Origin of the sequence: Lactobacillus crispatus (assembly GCF_018987235.1) — a bacterium.
In the GTDB taxonomy this organism is placed as follows: Bacteria; Bacillota; Bacilli; order Lactobacillales; family Lactobacillaceae; genus Lactobacillus; species Lactobacillus crispatus.
Genome location: NZ_CP072197.1, coordinates 667,332 through 684,394, shown reverse-complemented (window position 1 = coordinate 684,394; position 17,063 = coordinate 667,332). Strand labels below are relative to the sequence as shown.

The window sequence follows — 17,063 nt, the reverse complement described above, 5'->3', positions numbered from 1 at the left end:
GACTAACCTTTAGGAGGAAAAATTATTTAGCAAAAATGCAGTACTTTTTTGAGTTTTTAAAAAGACAAAACAAGCCCCCTTCTTCTAATTTTGAAAACCAACCTCAAAATTAGTTTTTAAAGGGAGTAAAAATGACAGAGGAAAACACTCAAAAGCATTATATGGGTTGGATAACCCTATCCATGTTTGTCTACATAACAGTTATCAGTTTCGAAGATCCATTCTACCCATAGCAAGAATATGGACTATTCGTCTTAGTATTATGGATTATCATGCTTCTTTTCTATCAGCTGCCCTACACTTTGATTTCCACCGAATTAGGTAGTGCATATGAAGGTGAAGAAGCAGGTGGTATGTCTTCTTGGATTAGGCGCGGTACAGGAAGCGATTTACTAGGATATGCCACTGGTTGGATGTACTGGGCACAAACAATTCCTTATTTAATAGATTGTGCTAGTTCAGTAGTTGTATCCATATCTTGGGTAATTCTTGGCAATCGATCGCTAAGTCAAAAAATGTCGCCAATGGTCTTTAGTTTTATAACCTTTCTAATCATATTGTTATTTTTGATCTTCGATAATACCGTTAAGGATGCCCTAGATGCAACTTCATTATGGAGCGGTATCGCCATGGTAGTAATGACGTTAGTATTCTTTGGTATGATTGTATGGTCGTTGTCTCATGGTGGACATATTGCAACTAAATTAACTTGGAACAACATCAAACCTCATTTAAGCCTGCATTATTTCTCCAGTGCAAGTATGCTTATTTTCGCAATGTCAGGAGCAGAACTGGCAGCACCATATATTTCAAGATTACGAAACCCACAAAAAGAATTTCCTAAGACCATGTGGCTCCTATTTTTTGTTACTGCCCTTATGGTCATTCTAGAAACACTCGGATTAGCTGTTTTATTTGATGCAAAGCATATTCCTAATGACTTCAAAATGAATGGTGATTATTTTGCTTTCCAATTATTGGGACGCGAAGCTGGTATGGGTAATAGCTTAATGCTTGCATACTCTATAGTTTGCTTGGTTAGTCTATTAGCTCAAATTGCTGCCTTAATTGATGCCGCTAGTCGTTTCTTAGCATCAGATACTGCAGGTAAGTACATGCCTAGTTGGCTACTCAAAAAGAATAAAAACGGCCGTCCAATTAACAGTTACATTTTTACCGCTGGAACTACTTTAGTACTAATTGTCCTTGGTGGTACGTTACCTAAAATTAACGATTTTGTTAACTGGTTACTTAATATCAATACTATCGTTTCACCATACAAAACTGCTGTAGTATTTCTATGTTTTCTGATTTTAAGATATAATCGTAAACACTTTGGTAAAAATGAATTTGTATTTATTAAAAACAGAAAAGGCGCACTGGCTGTAGGCTGGTGGTGTTTCCTATTAACATTCATTTGTGCAACAATGGCATTTCTTCCGCAGAATGGGCAATTTGGAACACCGAAATGGTTTCATCAATTATGGATGAATATCGTAGTAGTACTATTCTTATTCGGTACAGGATTTATTTTACCTTTGCTTCGTAAATGGAAAGTTAAGCGCAAAATGAAAATTTAACAAAAGAATAGATATCAAAAGGGCAAAACTATTTGAAATGTTTTGCCCTTTTCTAATATTTAGCTTATACGCGTGGTGCTAGTTAAATCGTTCTAGACAATAAGCTAGATTATAAGTCAGAATAGCAATTTCTAATCGTGCTTGAAAGCCAGTTAAACTGCGCGCTCGATTGTTCTCGGCGTTGTAATAAGTTAGAAGTGAAAAGTCGCTTTCAATTGTTCTGCGAATAGCCATCAATTGACGATCATTGTGCTTTTTGGCGCCAGCCATGTTTTTCCGATATGGCGTCTACAGTTCATAGCCTATTTGCTTTAATTGATCATGCAATCGTTGGCCTAAATAGCCCTCATCGCCAAGCAGATAGCGATTGGCTGGATGAGTATTTTTCATTAGTTCCACCGTTTCCTTGGCATCATGGACTGAGGCGCGGGTTACGGCATAATCAAGAACATAGCCGTCGTCGCTGACAATCGCATGAACTTTGAAACTATAATAGTAGATCTTTTTGGTTGCCTTATAGCCAATATTCGCAGAACCGCGAAAAATCCTTACGCGATAATTGCGAACCGGCTGACAAACTGGAACGGGAAAACTGTCAATAATCAAGAATTGTCCGCTTAAATCAACTTTTTGATTCATTTTTTGGCGTATCTGATAAATCAACTGGAGCAGCTGTCGAGAACGGCGGTTAAAACGCGAATGCGATAGACAGCCGAAGCATGCGCAGAACCTTCTTTGTGATTCGATTCCAGTCTTGGCCTGCCAGATAAGCAAAGCCAAAATTAAACTGTCCGTAACTTTTACCTGGTTGATGTTTCGCCGTTGACTAAATTCAGCCGGAGCAGATAAACGATACCAGTACCGGCAAATTTTGACTAAATCTTTAAAACCAACTTGTGTTAGGATGACTAAAACGCTTAAGCTTAAGGCAGTTCAATCAGATCAGACTCTTTTCTATTGAATACTACAACTTGAGTCTAGTCCGATTGGACTTTTTTATTAACTAAAACGATTTAACTAGCACCACGCGTATCATATTATAAAATTTATTGACAGTAAATTAGTTTTACAGAAATCAAAAAAAGTATTAGCCACTCCAAATACTAAGTAATTAACGACTTCCATTCACTATTCAACGAAGTTTCACTGAACATCCCCAAAATGCTCCAAACATTAATGGAAGAATAGCACGCCAAGGCCGTTGAACATGATGCGAGCTTTCATCCCACTTTGAGTATTATCCATTAAATTTTTCCTCCTTTTTTCTGCAACGTTGGTTACTTTACCAGAAAAATTTTTTCTTCGTAAGTAAAAGTTTTATAAAAACGTCTTCACAACAAAAAAGGCGATATCACAAAGATATCGCCTAATTCTATATTTTATTCACTTTTAATACTGTAGATCGCTAAATTGCTTGTTGGAGTTTTGCTTAGCCAAGGCTTCGCTCTTCCAGTAGACAGCATTAGTTGTTCCCTTAGAGTTAGCTGAAACAATTACACTTTGACCATTTTCAGTATGCGGTGCCAAATATGTACTGCCTTGACCTGGTTCTTGACCCATATTAGTAAAACTATAGAAATTAATTCCATTAATAGTAGCTTGTTTCATATAGCCTGAACTAGTTGATGAACCTGAATTTTTAGCCTTTACATCCATGCTAAAACCAGCTTCATCATTGATCTTATTAGCAGTTACAGTCAAAGTATCGATATTGCCATTGCCAGTATCTGCAGTGTACCAAGTACCTTGCAAGCTTGATGGAATTACGGCACTAGCAGATTCCTTAGCACCAGCTGCATTGTCATTATCGCCTTCAAGTTTAACATTTAGTTTGGCATTTTTAGCCAAGCTTTGAACTAGATCAACATCATTATTTTTATTAATGTAATCAACTACATCTTGTAAAGTTACAGTACCAAGGTTTCTTTGCTTAACAAAAATAGTAATTTTCTTTTGTGCTCCATCTCCGTTTAGCATGTAACGAGCATTACTGCTTTTACCGGTACCGGAGACCTCATAAACATATCCTGAGTCATCAGAAGTAATACCTGTTGCGGCTTTGGTTCTGAACGCAACACCTAAATTACCATTTTTGGCAGCATTAACTGCAATTTCCCAAGTGTCGCCATACTTTTGTGCAGCATAGACAGAGATTGCACTAGCCTGCGTCTTATAGTCCATATTCTCAGCAGATAATTTTGCTGAGTTTTGACTGTTACTTGATTCTGAGGTGCCAGTTTTTTCTGAGTTACTCTTAGAAACTTGACTTGATTTTTCTGACTGTGATTGTGAATTACTATTACCTTGTGTACTTTGGCTACATCCTGCTAAAGTTAAAGCAGCTGAAATTGCAACCAAAACAGTTAATTTACTTTTCAAAAGGAATCCCCTTTTCTTTCAATAATTCTATCTCTTTGCTTAATAGTATTATAAAAAATACTATCCGCCAACTTCTTACACGATTATTTTACAAAAATTATACTTTTTGTTTATTGCAATTATTTTAATACTTCTTTACAAATATTAATTTAAAGTCTTAAATTCTGCATTTCGGTGTTCCTTGGCTATCTTGGTGCTCTTCCAATAAGTAGCCGTATAATGACCTGTATCAACGCTATAAGTTACTACTGCCGTATTGCCATTATCTTTTTGGACAGAATAAAGTAAGCCAAAATCTTGGGCATTCAATGTTTGAACATGATAGCAATTTAATCCATTAATATTTTCGATCCGAGCTCTAGCCCACTTTTTCGTTTGATCTAAGGATTCTGCTGCTACACCAGAATTAGAAATATGATGAATTTCTTCACCATTAACAGTATGATCAGTAATTACTAACTTCTTTCCTTTATAGTTGTACCAAGTACCCCAAAGTCTCGTTGGAACTAATGCTAGGCCATCGTCACCCTTAACCCCATATTTGTCAGATGTAACTTCAGCAGCCAAAGTAGTCTTAGTTGCTAATTTTTCTACAGATTTTACTTGATTATGTTCATTTAAATATGAAGCTATTTCAGATAAACTTGCTACACCTAAATTTTTCTTCTGATTATAAAAATATACGGTTTCACTTTTCATTGTATAAAAAGCATTATTTTCTTGACCATTGCCAGTTACTTCATAAATGTAGCCTCTACCTTTTTTTATCCAATTAAAACCAGTTCGATTTTTTACACTAATGCTCAAACGATTTTTCTTGGCATCACTATATGCAGTCTTCCATGCATCCCCATATTTCATCGATCCATAAATTGAGATTGCACTAGATTTTTCAGTATCTGACATACTCTTAACAATTAATCTTTTGGGAGTCTGTTTCTGAGTCACACCAGATTTTTCAATAGTTTGGCGATTATTAGTCTGCTTTTGCGATTGGCAAGCAGTTAAATTGATCATTGCAGCTATCAAACAAAATGCTACTAATGTCTTATTTCTCATTCCATCGACTCCAATACATTCTCATTAACACAAAAGTATCCCTAAACTAATTAGGGATACCAGTCCAGTCATTATTACAATTATATAGCAGTTTGCTCTTCTTTGAAGAGAATATTTTTTGATTTTTGATAAAAGTTTATCCTACTAGATTTAAAAACTTATCCATAAGTTCACATATCTAATCGTAATTAGACTAATTACGATTAGATATGCTTTTGAAAAATCTATACTTTACAAAAAAATCTCGTGGCCTCAATCACCACGAGATTTTCCAATTACTTATTTATTTTTACCAGTTCATGTAACGTTGACGTTCCCAATCTGAAACTGATTGTGAGTACTTAGACCATTCTAATTCCTTTGATTCAATGAAGCTGTGCATTAAGTGATCACCTAATGAGCTCTTAATTAAATCATCTTTCTTGAAGGCCTTAATTGCGTTGTGAAGAGTAGTTGGTAATGGCTTAATACCATGTTCTGCTCTTTCTTCTTCAGTCATTTCAAAGATGTTTTCTTCAACTGGCTTCATTGGCATCTTTTGTTCTTTAATACCATTCAAACCAGCAGTTAAACATGCAGCAAGTAACAAGTATGGGTTAGCAGTTGGATCAGCTGAACGCATTTCCAAACGAGTATTGATTTCACCAGCACTTGGAATACGTACAAGTGGTGAACGGTTCTTAGCAGCCCAAGCAATGTAAACTGGAGCTTCAAAACCTGGAATTAAACGCTTGTATGAGTTAACGGTTGGGTTACCAATTGCAGTAATGGCACGAGCATGTTCCAAAATACCATTCAAGAAGTAAAGAGCAGTATTTGAAAGGTGGAATTCGCCATCCTTGTCATAAAAGACGTTCTTGCCATTCTTAAATAATGACATGTTGTTGTGCATCCCGTTACCAGCTTGACCTTGAACAGGCTTAGCCATAAAGCTTGCAAACAAACCGTGCTTTCTAGCAATTGCACGCGTTACCATCTTAAAGGTTTGGCATCTGTCAGCGGTAGTCAAAGCATCATCGAATCTAAAGTCGATTTCTTGTTGACCATCACCTACTTCGTGGTGAGCTGCTTCAACTTCAAAGCCCATGCCCTCAAGAGTTTCAACGATTTCACGACGGCATCTTGCACCTTCATCGTCTGAAGTCATGTCAAAGTATGAAGCATGATCTGGAACTTCAGTAGTCCAATTGCCATCTTCGTCTAACTTGAAAAGATGGAATTCCATTTCAAAACCAATATCAAAAGTGTCGAATCCAGCTTCATTCATTTCACCAAGAACACGCTTCAAGTTATTTCTTGGATCACCAGCAAATGGCTTGCCATCAGTGGTGTGAACTGAACAAATCAAACGACCAATCTTACCACCGTGTTCGTCACCCCATGGCAATACTGTCCAAGTTGAGAAGTCTGGATATAAAACCATGTCACTTTCTTCAAGACGAACAAAGCCATCAATTGAAGAACCATCAAAGCGAATGTCATTAGTCAAAACTTTATCTAATTGACTCTTAGGTACTTCAACGGCCTTTTCAGTACCGTTAATATCAGTGAAGGCCAAGCGTAAAAATCTAACGTCCTTGTCTTCAACTTCTTGCTTAATTTCTTCTGCAGTATATTGTTTACTCATAGTTAATTCACCTATAAAAACAAAAAATATTAAATTGGTATGGTCCTATGATTTATTCTTATCTCCTAGAACTGTTTAATACAATAGCAGACCAATTTTAAAAAGTCAAATTGGTCTAGTGATTATTTTTAAATTTTATTTTTTGTTAAAAAATGTATCACGAACCGCGTTAATAATAGCTACTTTGTCATGCGCATAAGTCAAGCCACCCTGCATATAAACCGCATAAGGTGGTCTAATTGGACCATCCGCTGAAAATTCAATAGTTGAACCCGAAACAAAATTACCAGCAGCCATAATAATCTTATCTTCGTAGCCCTCCATATGCACAGCTTCAGGCGTTACAAAGGAATCAATCGGTGAGTTTTTCTGTACTTCTTGCACAAATTTAACCATCTTATCAGGATCACCAAAAATAATTGTCTCAATAATATCGCTTCGCTTCTCATCCCAAGCTGGGGTAACATTCAAGCCCATTTTGGCAAACAAAGCAGCCGCAAAAATCATTCCCTTTTCAGCCATACCGGTAACATTAGGAGCCAAGAAAAAGCCTTCATAAAAGTCATGCAAATTGCCAATAGTGGCGCCCTCATCGGTGCAGCCTGGAGCAGTCAATGCAAGTTTTGCATTTTCAACCAGATCCTTTTTACCAACAATATAACCACCGGTCTTAGCTAGACCACCACCAGCATTCTTAATCAGCGATCCTGCCATTAAGTCAGCACCATACTCAGTTGGCTCATGTTTTTCCGAAAATTCGCCATAACAATTGTCAATAAAGACAATACTCTTAGGGCTGACCCGTTTAACAAAGGCAATCATGTCCTTAATCTGATCAACTGTAAAGGTCTTTCTGGTGGAGTAGCCACGTGAACGTTGAATGGCAACGATCTTAGGCTGATCACGTTTAAGAACCTTTTCAGCCTCGTCATAATCAACTAACCCATCATCGGTTAACGGCACATATGAAAAATGCACGCCGCGCTCGACTAAAGTACCACGCTTATCATCAGTCAAGCCAATCACTTTTTGCAAAGTATCGTAAGGCTGTCCAGTTAAATAAGTTAGCGTATCGCCGTATTTCAAATTGCCTGCTAGAGCTACAAACAAGGTGTGCGTACCTGAAACAAATTGAGGCCGAACTACCGCATCTTCAGTTTGAAAAACTTGAGCATAGATCTTATCTAGCTTATCTCTTCCCATATCATCGTCGCCATAGCCATTAGCCCCATTTAAATCGGCTTCAGCGACATCATTAGCTTGGTAAGCCGCCAAAACTTTAGCCGTATTATAGACAATTTGATCTTCAATCTCAACCAGTTTAGGTGCGATCTGTTGATCAACTTCTTTAACAATTTTTTGTAATTTTTCTGGCAAATTATTCATTTTTCCATTCCTTGACTTTCTTCAATATCTTTTGTTCGCAACCCGGATCATCTAACGGATCAAACCAAACTACTGGTAATTTATTTCTAAAATAAGTCAATTGACGTTTAGCATATCGGCGCGAAGCTGTCTTTAAATCTTCAATGCAATGCTCTAGCGTCTCTTGCCCTTCAAAATAAGGGAAAAATTCCTTATACGCAATTGCTTGCAAGACCTGATACTCTCGTGCTCGATTTTGATAAATAAATTTTGCTTCATCGAGCATCCCTTGCTCCATCATCTTATCAACACGCAAATTAATCCTGCGATATATCTCTTGACGGTCAGAATTCAAGCCAATAATCAAGTAATCATAACGCGGCTCGATCTGCTTTTGTTGCTCTGAAAACTTTTTGCCTGTACGCTCAATCACAGTCAATGCTCGCATAGTTCTGCGACTATTGGCTACTGGTATTTTTTCTGCCGCCTTAGGATCTTGCTCATTCAAGACCTGCCACAATTTTTCTGCGCCTTTTTCCTTGAGGTAGTTTTCCCACTTTTGCGAAACGCTACGCTCTTCTGGAGTTTTCTCGCCTAGCTGCATCTTATTCAATAAAGCATTAACATAAAAACCTGTCCCGCCTGCAATAATTGGTAACTTACCTTTTTGGCTAATCTCTTCAATCGCTTTTGTTGCTTGATCCACAAAATCTTTAACTGAATACTCGTCAAAAACGGATTGCGTATCAACTAAGTAGTGTTTCACTTGCGCTTGTTCTTCTGCAGTCGCCTTTGCAGTTCCCACTGCCACTTCTTGGTAAACTTGCATGGAATCGCCAGAAATAATCTCGCCGTTCAACCTTTTAGCTAAATCAATCGCCAAGTTTGTCTTACCGATAGCTGTTGGTCCTACAATCGCTAGTACCTTTTTCATCACCATCACCTTTCTTAATTTTGATACAAAAAAAGAGCGCATTAGAGTTACCCCCTCCAAATGCGTCTTCTTTTCATTTAATATTTTGACTTCTTAGTTCGACCATCCCAAGCTTCAAAGCCATCTTTAAGCCAATGGATAGAAACAAAACCCTTTTTCTTTAAAAAACGGGCAGCTCTCAAAGTAATGGTCTTTGAATCTGAGTAAAGATAAACTGGCAAGTCGCTTCTAAGCTCAGTATATTGATACTTAAGCATGGTATATGGCAAGTTGCGAGCGCCATCAATATGCTTGCGTTTAAACGGTTCTTTTTCACGCAGATCAATAATTTGTGCCTTACGCATGCCTTCTTTAAATTCTTCATTAGTCAATTCGCCACCGATTGATTTAGCTTGAATTTTATTCCAAGCCCAGATACCAACCATGACTAAAATAATGACTAATAAAACTAAATCTAAGACAATTAAAAAACTCGACATAAACTAAATCTGCCCTTTCATAAAAAACTTACATCTATTATGATACCGCTAAACTAATTTACTGGCTATCATTTTTCGGATCTTTGAGCGCCTTTTTTTGTTCATTTTTGACTTCAATTCGATGTTCTCGACTTAAAATCATCTTGGCAATCAAATAATCATGTTGGTCAATCAGACCGGCACGATTGATATTGTCGAGCTCTAAAGCCATTAATTCAATATCCCAAATTCTTTTGCCAACATGAACCAAAATTCCGTATTTTTCTAATAATTGTTGTACATCGTAGAGAGTTTTCATTAGAAATTAATTATCATTCCTGTTCTAACCGTCCAAACAACATATACGACTAACACTGCAGCAGCCAATACGCGCCACTTAGGATTGTAGGTCTTCATTACACGATCGCCCAAGATAATCGCTAATAAGAAGCCAGCAATTAAGCCACCAATATGACCCCAGATATCAATTCCAGGCACAAAAATATCAAGCGCTAAGTTAATCAAAGCTAAGACAAAGGCTTGTCGACCTAAAAAAGCAATCATTGGATTATGCAAATTGCGCAAGCCAATGGCAGTCATTGCCCCAAACAAACCAAATAAAGCTGTTGAGGCACCAGCACTTAAGCCGCGATCAGCACTGAAAGCCAAGCTCATTAGATTGCCGCCGACCCCAGCTAAAAGATAAGTCACTAAAAAGCGCACATGTCCCATTAAGGGCTCCATATACTGCCCCATGTAGTAAATAATAATGGCATTAGAAACCAAATGCATGATGCCAATATGCAAAAACTGGGCCATAAATAGGCGCCACCATTGGTGTCCAGCCACCAGGGCAAAATTATTCATGGCTCCCATTTTCATCAAGACATTGGTATTCTCTGAGCCACCTAAAAACACTTCAACTAAAAAGACTATTAATAAAACTACTAAAATTCCTAAAGTCACAAATGATTGTGAGAGGTTAATTTTTCGTTGAGTATTCATTTAATCCCCCTTATCTTCGTCATTGTGACTATTTTAATAAATTTTATCAGGAGTAACAATTGTTTGAACCGGAATATCGGTTTTTTCGATAGGCCAAATGCTAGTATCGAACGTCATTTTGCTATTGGCTAAAGCAACAGTTTTAGGATCATGCTTAGCCAAAAAGCGATCATAATAACCTCCACCAAAGCCAAGTCGAATATGCGAATCTAAGGCAAAGGCTAAACCTGGCACAATGACTAAATCCAAATCATTATTGATTTTCGCATCTTCATCGGCAACTTCTTCCACACCGAATTTAGATTTTACCAATTTGCTCATATACGTATAGCGTAAAAAGTCTAAAGTATGATTTTGATCGCTTCGTGCCTTTGCCAGATAAACTTCTTTTCCTTTATCCCACAAACGAGCAATTAATTCAGAAGTATCTACTTCTAGTGGTAAAGAAGCAGTTACCCCAATCGTCTGACTTCTTCTAATTAGATCTGTCGACATTAATTTCTCTAATAAAATCGCATCTTCTGCTCTTTTTTCTTTAGTATTGGCAAATTCTTTTAATTTACTGATTTGTTCTTTTCTTAATTCTGATTTTTCCATCTTTTTGTCCAAAAAACAAAAAATAGCAGGCACGTAGCCTGCTATCTTGGTTTATTACTTAGTTTCACGGTGAAGTGTTGCGCGTCTTTCAACTGGGCAATACTTCTTTAAGGATAAACGTTCCGGATGCTTACGCTTGTTCTTCTTAGATAAGTAACTTCTATCGCCACATTCGGTGCATTCTAAAATGATGTTATCTGCCATTTTTTTCACCACCTACACTTTTATTCTGACTGTACTAGAATAGCATTTTTCAAGCTGTTTGACCAGTATTATTCTTTATTTTGTTGAATGAAGTTTGAAATAATCTTGTACCATTGCTTTGGCAACTTGCAATGTGTATGTTCCTTCACCATCAGGGTCTAATCCTGGGAAAACAACCGCCACTGCTAATTTTGGATTTTTCGATGGAGCATAGCCAATAAAGGTTGCGTTAATCAATTCGATATTGTGCTTTCTATTAGGGTGTTCAGCATCATAGTAGAAAGTTTGTGCAGTACCAGTCTTACCAGAAATTGATGGCTTAACATTCTTCAATGGGTGAGCAGTTCCCCAACCATTCGTACCGTGAACAACACGATAGAACCCTGTTTGAACCACATTAAGTTCCGCAAGCGTCCAAGGAATTACTTGTTGGACATTTGGCTTCTTATTGTAGCTAATGTAAATCTTCTTGCCATTTTTGCTAGTTTTACCAACTGATTGCACAATATAAGGTTGCAATCTCTTACCACCATTAGCAATAGTTGACACATATTGGGCTAGTTGAATTGGTGTATAAGCATCATAGTTACCATAAGCTAGATCAAGTACAGAACCGGAAAGAATATTACCCTTGTCATTAAATGACTTACCTTCAATTCCTGACACTTCACCAGGTAGGTCAACGCCTGTCTTTTGACCTAAGCCAAACATAGCAAAATTACGCCGTAAAATGTCAAAGGCATCGTTTGGCATATGAATGTAGCTCTTCGGTACATAACTAGCCTTAACCCATTTCATTGCTAAGTGCATCATGTAAATATTACTGGAGACTTCCAACGCTGTTTCAGCATCCAATGAACTGAAAGTACCAACTGGATAAACTGACTTTTTAACTGGTGAACCTGGCAAATAAATTGCCGTATCAGGCAAAGTATTGTTTTCGGGAGTAATAACCTTATTAATTAATCCACCACCAACAGTAGCCCCCTTAACAACTGATCCCATAACAAAGGATTGGTTAATTACACCTAAAGCATTATCAGTCGTTTTACCAGTGTTCGTGTTTCGATTAATCCCGGCTACAGCTAGCAAAGCACCAGTCTGAGGATTCATCGCCACGGCATAGGCACCATTAGAGTATCTTGCTGCACCGTTACCAACAGCTGTACTGTAAACCCGTTTCAAAGTAGCCTGTACTTGCTTTTGATACTTAGCGTCAATCGTTAACATTAAGCTGGCACCGGCTTGACCATTATAAACAGTCTTAGTCTGCTGGATATTACCATTCGATTTAGTAATAACCTGGTTAGTCGACTTAGTTCCCTTCAAAAGTGGTTCATATTCTTTTTCAAGATATGAAGTACCTACCCGGTCGTTACGTGAGTAACCATTTCTTAAGTAGTACTGCAAGCTATCACTTGGTAAACCAGATTTTTCAGTTGAAACCGAACCAATGATACTTTGAATAGATGAACCATTTGGATAGGATCTTTGCCAGTCAGTTCCGATACCCACACCAGGAAGCTCTGATAAGTGCTCACCTACTTGGGCAATTTCACGATCGGTTAAGCCTTTATTCTTGATATAAATCGTGGATAAAGTATAAGCCCCTGAAATCTTATTAAAGATTAAAGCCGCTGTTTTTTGCCGAGTGGGTAGTTTAGGATTCATTTTTTCAACATAAGCCAATTCCGCTTGATAGATTTCAGCTGAAGTCTTCTTATTGCCATCAGCATCAATCTTGGCTGACTTCGGCAAAGCATTAGATATCTTAGTATTATTATCTTCATTAGCTAAATAATAATCTGCTGCCATTTGCTTTGTCGGCTTTTCATCGCTAATCTTGATATAATTACTCAAGGCATTAGATATCTTGTAAATATCTGCTGTTGTAGTCGAGGCACTCTTAGTATAAGTAATAGCATTGGTTGCTTTATTACCTACTAAAACGCGGCCTTTGGAGTCATACATGACACCACGTGGCACTTGATGCAAAACAACAGTTGAATCAGTTTTTTGCACTTCTGCCTTGAAACGTGAACCATAAACTAGTTGCAAATAAGCCAATTGCCCAATTAACATGGCAAAGAGGACTAAAATTACCCCTAGAATGATTCGCATTCTAATTGGAGTTGAGGAATGCTTGTTTGAGCCAGTCCCACTATTTTTTCTAAAATAATTCACGTAAATCACCTTTATTAAAACTAGATGTATTTTAACAAAAAGTAAACATCAATTCTACAATTCATAAGGGAGCTTATATAATTTTTAATGATGCTTAAATTTCTTAACTCACGACACATTGCAATTAATCGTAAAAATATTTTTTTCTGGCTTAGTTTTTTGCTACCGGCTTTGATTTTCTTGAGTTACTTTTTCTACAGCAAAAATGGAGTGCTCACTGTCGACTTAGGTCAACAATATGTTGATTTTCTTGCCTTCTTCAGGCGAAATTTGTTCTCCCATCCCTTGCGCTTAATCTATTCCTTTTCTAATGGTTTAGGCGGTTCAATGCTAGCAACTGATGCCTATTATCTCTGCAGTCCTTTCAATCTACTCTTATTTTTATTTCCGCAACATTTTTTGCCACAAGCAATTTTAATTATTATCGCATTAAAAATTGGAGCGGCGGGACTATCTTCCTACTACTATTGGCAGCAAAAAATCACTAATCACTTTTACGCTTTAGCGGCTAGTTCGGCTTATGCCCTTTCAGGCTACGTTATTGGCAATCACTATAATCTGATGTGGCTTGATTCTGTGATTTTGCTTCCTTTATTGATTAATGCCATCGACCGCTTGCTTGCCCACCAAAAAAATAAGTTAATTTTAATTACCTTTTTGCTTTGGTTCACTAATTTTTATACCGGATTTATGGCATTAGCCTTTGGTTTGCTTTATCTGTTAAGCAAAATTTTCTTCATTAATAAGCAGGAGCGCCTACACCTTAACTGGATTTATTTAAGAAAAAGTATCGCTGGTTCATTTTTAGATGCCTTTATGCTCTTCCCCGTTCTGGTTGAAATGTTGCAAGGCAAGGCTAGTTCTACTGCCTCATGGAATTTGGGCTGGCAGTTTTCTCCAGTTGAACAGCTGACTAAGTTAGCCGAAGGGGCCTATAACTTTCATGAAATGCAGGAAGGGATGCCCAACATTTACCTGACAATGCCTTTCTTGTTGCTGACAATTTTATATTTTTTAAGCAAAAAGATTAACTGGCAGCGTAAATTAGCAAACGGAATTTTACTCATTTTCTTAATTGCTTCTCTTTTTTGGACACCACTGGTTTTACTCTGGCATTTAGGCCAATTCCCTGTCTGGTATCCTGGTCGTTTCAGCTTTGTGTTGATCTTTTTTGCGCTAAATCTAGGCGTTATTGCATTAGAACAAAAAGAACGTATAGCTTATTGGCAGACCGGACTTCTGACTCTATTTTCTTTAGGTTTAATTGTTTATATAGTATTTAATGCCTCACATTTTGACTTTCTAACTGAAGATGCGCAGATTGCCACGGGAGCTTTTCTAGCCCTCGGAATCTTGTTTATTGGCTTTATTTATCATCAACACAGTTTTGCCGCGCCATTTTTCTATTTAGTTATCGAGCTTGAGTTAATCGTCAACCTAGTACTATGTCTAGGCAATTTAGCTTATCAAAAAAATAGCGATTATCAGAACTTTACCACTAATGTCAGCCAAGCAGTACAATACGCAAATCAACATGATTCTGGATTTTACCGAACTGAAAAGACTTTCTATCGTTCTGATGATGATCCTTTTAGCGCTGGTTATTACGGTTTAAGTAATTTTAATTCGATTTCTGATCAAAAAGTACTCAACCTGATCAACAATCTTGGATTTCTAAACAATAGTAATTCCTACACTAATTTTGGCGGAACTACTTTGACAGATGATTTACTTGGAATCAAATATTATCTTTTGCCCAATGATGAAATCACAACGATCAAGTCTGGTAAGCAAATGAAGTATGACAATTCCAACCACCGCGTTGATGCCAGCGATTATCATTTGCAAAAACGCTTTGCCCAACTATATCTAGTGAAAAATAATGCCGCTTTGCCCCTACTCTTTTTAACATCACAAAAAACGCAAAAAATCAATTTTAACTCTCTAGATATTACTAGTAATCAAACCAAATTCTTTCAAGCAGTTACAGGGGCAAAAGTGCAGCTGTTTAAGCAGATCAATTGGCCTAAAGCAAAATTAATTAATGTAACTAGTATGAAAAACGATCAACTACAATATAATCGTAAAAACAATAAGCAAATCGCACGCATCATTTTCAATTTCAAACCACAGACTGATGATTCTTACTACATTGAAATGCCCGGTGAGATCGATGATAATGCCATTTCAATGACAGTTAATGGTGCTAATATTAATCTGGCAGTACGTGATCAAAATGCCCGTCTCATTAATCTAGGTAGCCACCAGCGTGGTCAACGGTTGCAAGTTACTTTTGAACTAAAAAAAGATAAACTCGACCTTAGTGGCATTCACTTCTGGCGCTTAAACACACAAAAGCTCGAGCAGATTATACATCGTTTTAAGCAAAAACAACCAAACTTTAAACAAACATCTGCTTTGATCATCAAATCTAATCATTTCACAACGAAGAAGATGATGACATTGGCGTCAACTATTCCTAATAACATTAACTGGTTAGTTTTAGATAATGGCAAAATAATTAACAAGAATAAAACCTTGTTCATGAATGCTTTTTTAAACTTCAAGTTGAATCCAGGAAAATATCAAATTACATTAATTTATGTACCATGGGTTCTTCTACTGGGGATGTTGGTTAGCTTAATTAGTTTAACAATTTTATTAATTTGCAAGAAAAAAGCCGCTGTTAGCGCTAACAGCAAAACTTTTACTAGACCTACTGTATAAAAATATAATACAATACGCGTGGTGCTAGTTAAATCTTTCTAGACAATAAGCCAAATTATAAGCTAAAATTGCAATTTCCAACCGGCTTTGAAAGCCTATCAGACTACGTGCTCGATTGTTCTCGGCATTGTAATAGGTCAGAAGCGAAAAGTCGCTTTCAATTGTTCTGCGAATAGCCATCAATTGATGATCATTGTGCTTTTTAGCTCCTGTCATATTTTTACGATATGGTGTCCAAAGTTCATAACCCATTTGTTTTAGCTGTTGATGCAGTTCTTTGCCTAAATAGCCTTCGTCGCCAAGAAGATAGTAATTAGATGGATGTGCATTTTCCATCAGTTCAACTGTCTCCTTGGCATCATGAACTGATGCTTTTGTTACGACATAATCAAGAATGTAACCGTCATCGCTAACAATGGCATGAACTTTGAAACCATAGAAGTAAATTTTCTTGGTGGCCTTATAACCAATGTTGGCATAACCGCGAAAAATTTTAGCACGATAGTTGCGAATTGGTTGGCAAACAGGTACCGGAAAGCTGTCAATGATCAAGAAATGTCCATTCAGGTCAACCTTTTTATTCATTTCTTGCCGTATCTGATAAATCAATTGCAATAGCTGACGTGAACGCCGATTAAAACGTGAGTGTGATAAACAATTGAAACATTCACAGAATCTTCTTTGTGATTCAATTCCTGTCTTAGCTTGCCAGATAAGTAAAGCCAAAATCAGACTGTCCGTAGTTTTAATTTGATCAATATTTCGCCGATGAGTAAACTCAGCCGGTGCATACAAACGATACCAGTGCCGACAAATTATCACTAAATCTTTAAAACTAACTTGTAAATGGTGGCTAAAACGCTTAAGCTTAAGGCAGTTCAATCAGATCAGACTCTTTTCTATTATTACTATTTACAAGTCGAGTCTAACAAGATTGGATTTTT

General features: G+C 37.1%; 14 protein-coding genes and 1 pseudogene. 2 read left to right on the top strand and 13 right to left on the bottom strand.

The annotated features are described in order from the left end of the window. Positions 1 to 272 precede the first annotated feature (272 nt). Entirely contained in the window at positions 273 to 1,580 is a 1,308-nt protein-coding gene (locus tag J6L97_RS03475) for an APC family permease (RefSeq protein WP_057726889.1), read from the top strand. A gap of 78 nt (positions 1,581 to 1,658) precedes the next feature. Here the strand turns inward: J6L97_RS03475 and J6L97_RS03470 are convergent. The 12 genes and pseudogenes from J6L97_RS03470 to J6L97_RS03415 all read right to left on the bottom strand — a co-directional run bounded on the left by J6L97_RS03470 (position 1,659) and on the right by J6L97_RS03415 (position 13,392). Further along, positions 1,659 to 2,517: pseudogene (locus J6L97_RS03470) on the bottom strand (IS982 family transposase). A gap of 452 nt (positions 2,518 to 2,969) precedes the next feature. Then, positions 2,970 to 3,959 carry a hypothetical protein gene (locus tag J6L97_RS03465; RefSeq protein ID WP_005722211.1) on the bottom strand — a complete coding sequence of 330 codons (990 nt, stop codon included), beginning with the start codon at positions 3,957 to 3,959 and terminating at the stop codon, positions 2,970 to 2,972. A gap of 144 nt (positions 3,960 to 4,103) precedes the next feature. Further along, positions 4,104 to 5,018 carry a hypothetical protein gene (locus tag J6L97_RS03460; protein WP_013086629.1) on the bottom strand — a complete coding sequence of 305 codons (915 nt, stop codon included), beginning with the start codon at positions 5,016 to 5,018 and terminating at the stop codon, positions 4,104 to 4,106. Between the two features lie 289 nt (positions 5,019 to 5,307). Next, positions 5,308 to 6,645: a type I glutamate--ammonia ligase gene (gene glnA, locus J6L97_RS03455; RefSeq protein WP_005719812.1), complete on the bottom strand. Its 1,338-nt coding sequence runs from the start codon at positions 6,643 to 6,645 to the stop codon at positions 5,308 to 5,310. A 135-nt stretch (positions 6,646 to 6,780) separates the two neighbouring features. Beyond that, on the bottom strand, positions 6,781 to 8,031 hold the full coding sequence (locus J6L97_RS03450) for a methionine gamma-lyase family protein (protein WP_005719813.1): 1,251 nt from the start codon (positions 8,029 to 8,031) through the stop codon (positions 6,781 to 6,783). Next, the gene (miaA, locus tag J6L97_RS03445; protein ID WP_013086631.1) at positions 8,024 to 8,944 is read right to left on the bottom strand and encodes a tRNA (adenosine(37)-N6)-dimethylallyltransferase MiaA; all 921 of its coding nucleotides are present in this window, start codon (positions 8,942 to 8,944) and stop codon (positions 8,024 to 8,026) included. Before miaA ends, J6L97_RS03450 begins: the two co-directional genes overlap by 8 nt. A 77-nt stretch (positions 8,945 to 9,021) precedes the next feature. After that, complete coding sequence (locus tag J6L97_RS03440) at positions 9,022 to 9,423, bottom strand: rhodanese-like domain-containing protein (RefSeq protein WP_005719815.1); 402 nt, start codon at positions 9,421 to 9,423, stop codon at positions 9,022 to 9,024. 58 nt (positions 9,424 to 9,481) lie between these two features. Then, positions 9,482 to 9,721, bottom strand: coding sequence for a YqgQ family protein (locus J6L97_RS03435; RefSeq protein ID WP_005719816.1), 240 nt, complete (start codon positions 9,719 to 9,721; stop codon positions 9,482 to 9,484). Further along, positions 9,721 to 10,407, bottom strand: a complete 687-nt coding sequence (locus J6L97_RS03430; RefSeq protein WP_057726888.1) for a rhomboid family intramembrane serine protease — start codon at positions 10,405 to 10,407, stop codon at positions 9,721 to 9,723. The genes J6L97_RS03435 and J6L97_RS03430 overlap by 1 nt, the downstream gene beginning before the upstream one ends. 33 nt (positions 10,408 to 10,440) lie before the next feature. Further along, the gene (locus J6L97_RS03425; protein WP_005728452.1) at positions 10,441 to 11,004 is read right to left on the bottom strand and encodes a 5-formyltetrahydrofolate cyclo-ligase; all 564 of its coding nucleotides are present in this window, start codon (positions 11,002 to 11,004) and stop codon (positions 10,441 to 10,443) included. A 54-nt stretch (positions 11,005 to 11,058) separates the two neighbouring features. Next, positions 11,059 to 11,208: a 50S ribosomal protein L33 gene (rpmG, locus tag J6L97_RS03420; RefSeq protein WP_003548272.1), complete on the bottom strand. Its 150-nt coding sequence runs from the start codon at positions 11,206 to 11,208 to the stop codon at positions 11,059 to 11,061. A gap of 75 nt (positions 11,209 to 11,283) precedes the next feature. Then, positions 11,284 to 13,392, bottom strand: a complete 2,109-nt coding sequence (locus J6L97_RS03415; RefSeq protein WP_057726887.1) for a peptidoglycan D,D-transpeptidase FtsI family protein — start codon at positions 13,390 to 13,392, stop codon at positions 11,284 to 11,286. Positions 13,393 to 13,482: 90 nt separating this feature from the next. Here J6L97_RS03415 and J6L97_RS03410 point away from each other — a divergent pair, with 90 nt between their 5' ends. After that, positions 13,483 to 16,119 carry a YfhO family protein gene (locus tag J6L97_RS03410; protein ID WP_057726891.1) on the top strand — a complete coding sequence of 879 codons (2,637 nt, stop codon included), beginning with the start codon at positions 13,483 to 13,485 and terminating at the stop codon, positions 16,117 to 16,119. A 24-nt stretch (positions 16,120 to 16,143) separates the two neighbouring features. On the opposite strand, the gene J6L97_RS03405 is transcribed toward J6L97_RS03410, so the two are convergent. After that, positions 16,144 to 17,001, bottom strand: coding sequence for an IS982 family transposase (locus J6L97_RS03405; RefSeq protein ID WP_118992340.1), 858 nt, complete (start codon positions 16,999 to 17,001; stop codon positions 16,144 to 16,146). Positions 17,002 to 17,063 lie beyond the last annotated feature (62 nt).

Bases quoted from the DNA above. Each gene is read 5' to 3' on its own strand.
- J6L97_RS03425 (WP_005728452.1), bottom strand. From the start codon at position 11,004: ATGGAAAAATCAGAATTAAGAAAAGAACAAATCAGTAAATTAAAAGAA.
- J6L97_RS03460 (WP_013086629.1), bottom strand. From the start codon at position 5,018: ATGAGAAATAAGACATTAGTAGCATTTTGTTTGATAGCTGCAATGATC.
- J6L97_RS03435 (WP_005719816.1), bottom strand. From the start codon at position 9,721: ATGAAAACTCTCTACGATGTACAACAATTATTAGAAAAATACGGAATT.
- glnA (WP_005719812.1), bottom strand. From the start codon at position 6,645: ATGAGTAAACAATATACTGCAGAAGAAATTAAGCAAGAAGTTGAAGAC.
- miaA (WP_013086631.1), bottom strand. From the start codon at position 8,944: ATGAAAAAGGTACTAGCGATTGTAGGACCAACAGCTATCGGTAAGACA.
- rpmG (WP_003548272.1), bottom strand. From the start codon at position 11,208: ATGGCAGATAACATCATTTTAGAATGCACCGAATGTGGCGATAGAAGT.
- J6L97_RS03410 (WP_057726891.1), top strand. From the start codon at position 13,483: ATGCTTAAATTTCTTAACTCACGACACATTGCAATTAATCGTAAAAAT.
- J6L97_RS03450 (WP_005719813.1), bottom strand. From the start codon at position 8,031: ATGAATAATTTGCCAGAAAAATTACAAAAAATTGTTAAAGAAGTTGAT.
- J6L97_RS03430 (WP_057726888.1), bottom strand. From the start codon at position 10,407: ATGAATACTCAACGAAAAATTAACCTCTCACAATCATTTGTGACTTTA.
- J6L97_RS03475 (WP_057726889.1), top strand. From the start codon at position 273: ATGCTTCTTTTCTATCAGCTGCCCTACACTTTGATTTCCACCGAATTA.
- J6L97_RS03440 (WP_005719815.1), bottom strand. From the start codon at position 9,423: ATGTCGAGTTTTTTAATTGTCTTAGATTTAGTTTTATTAGTCATTATT.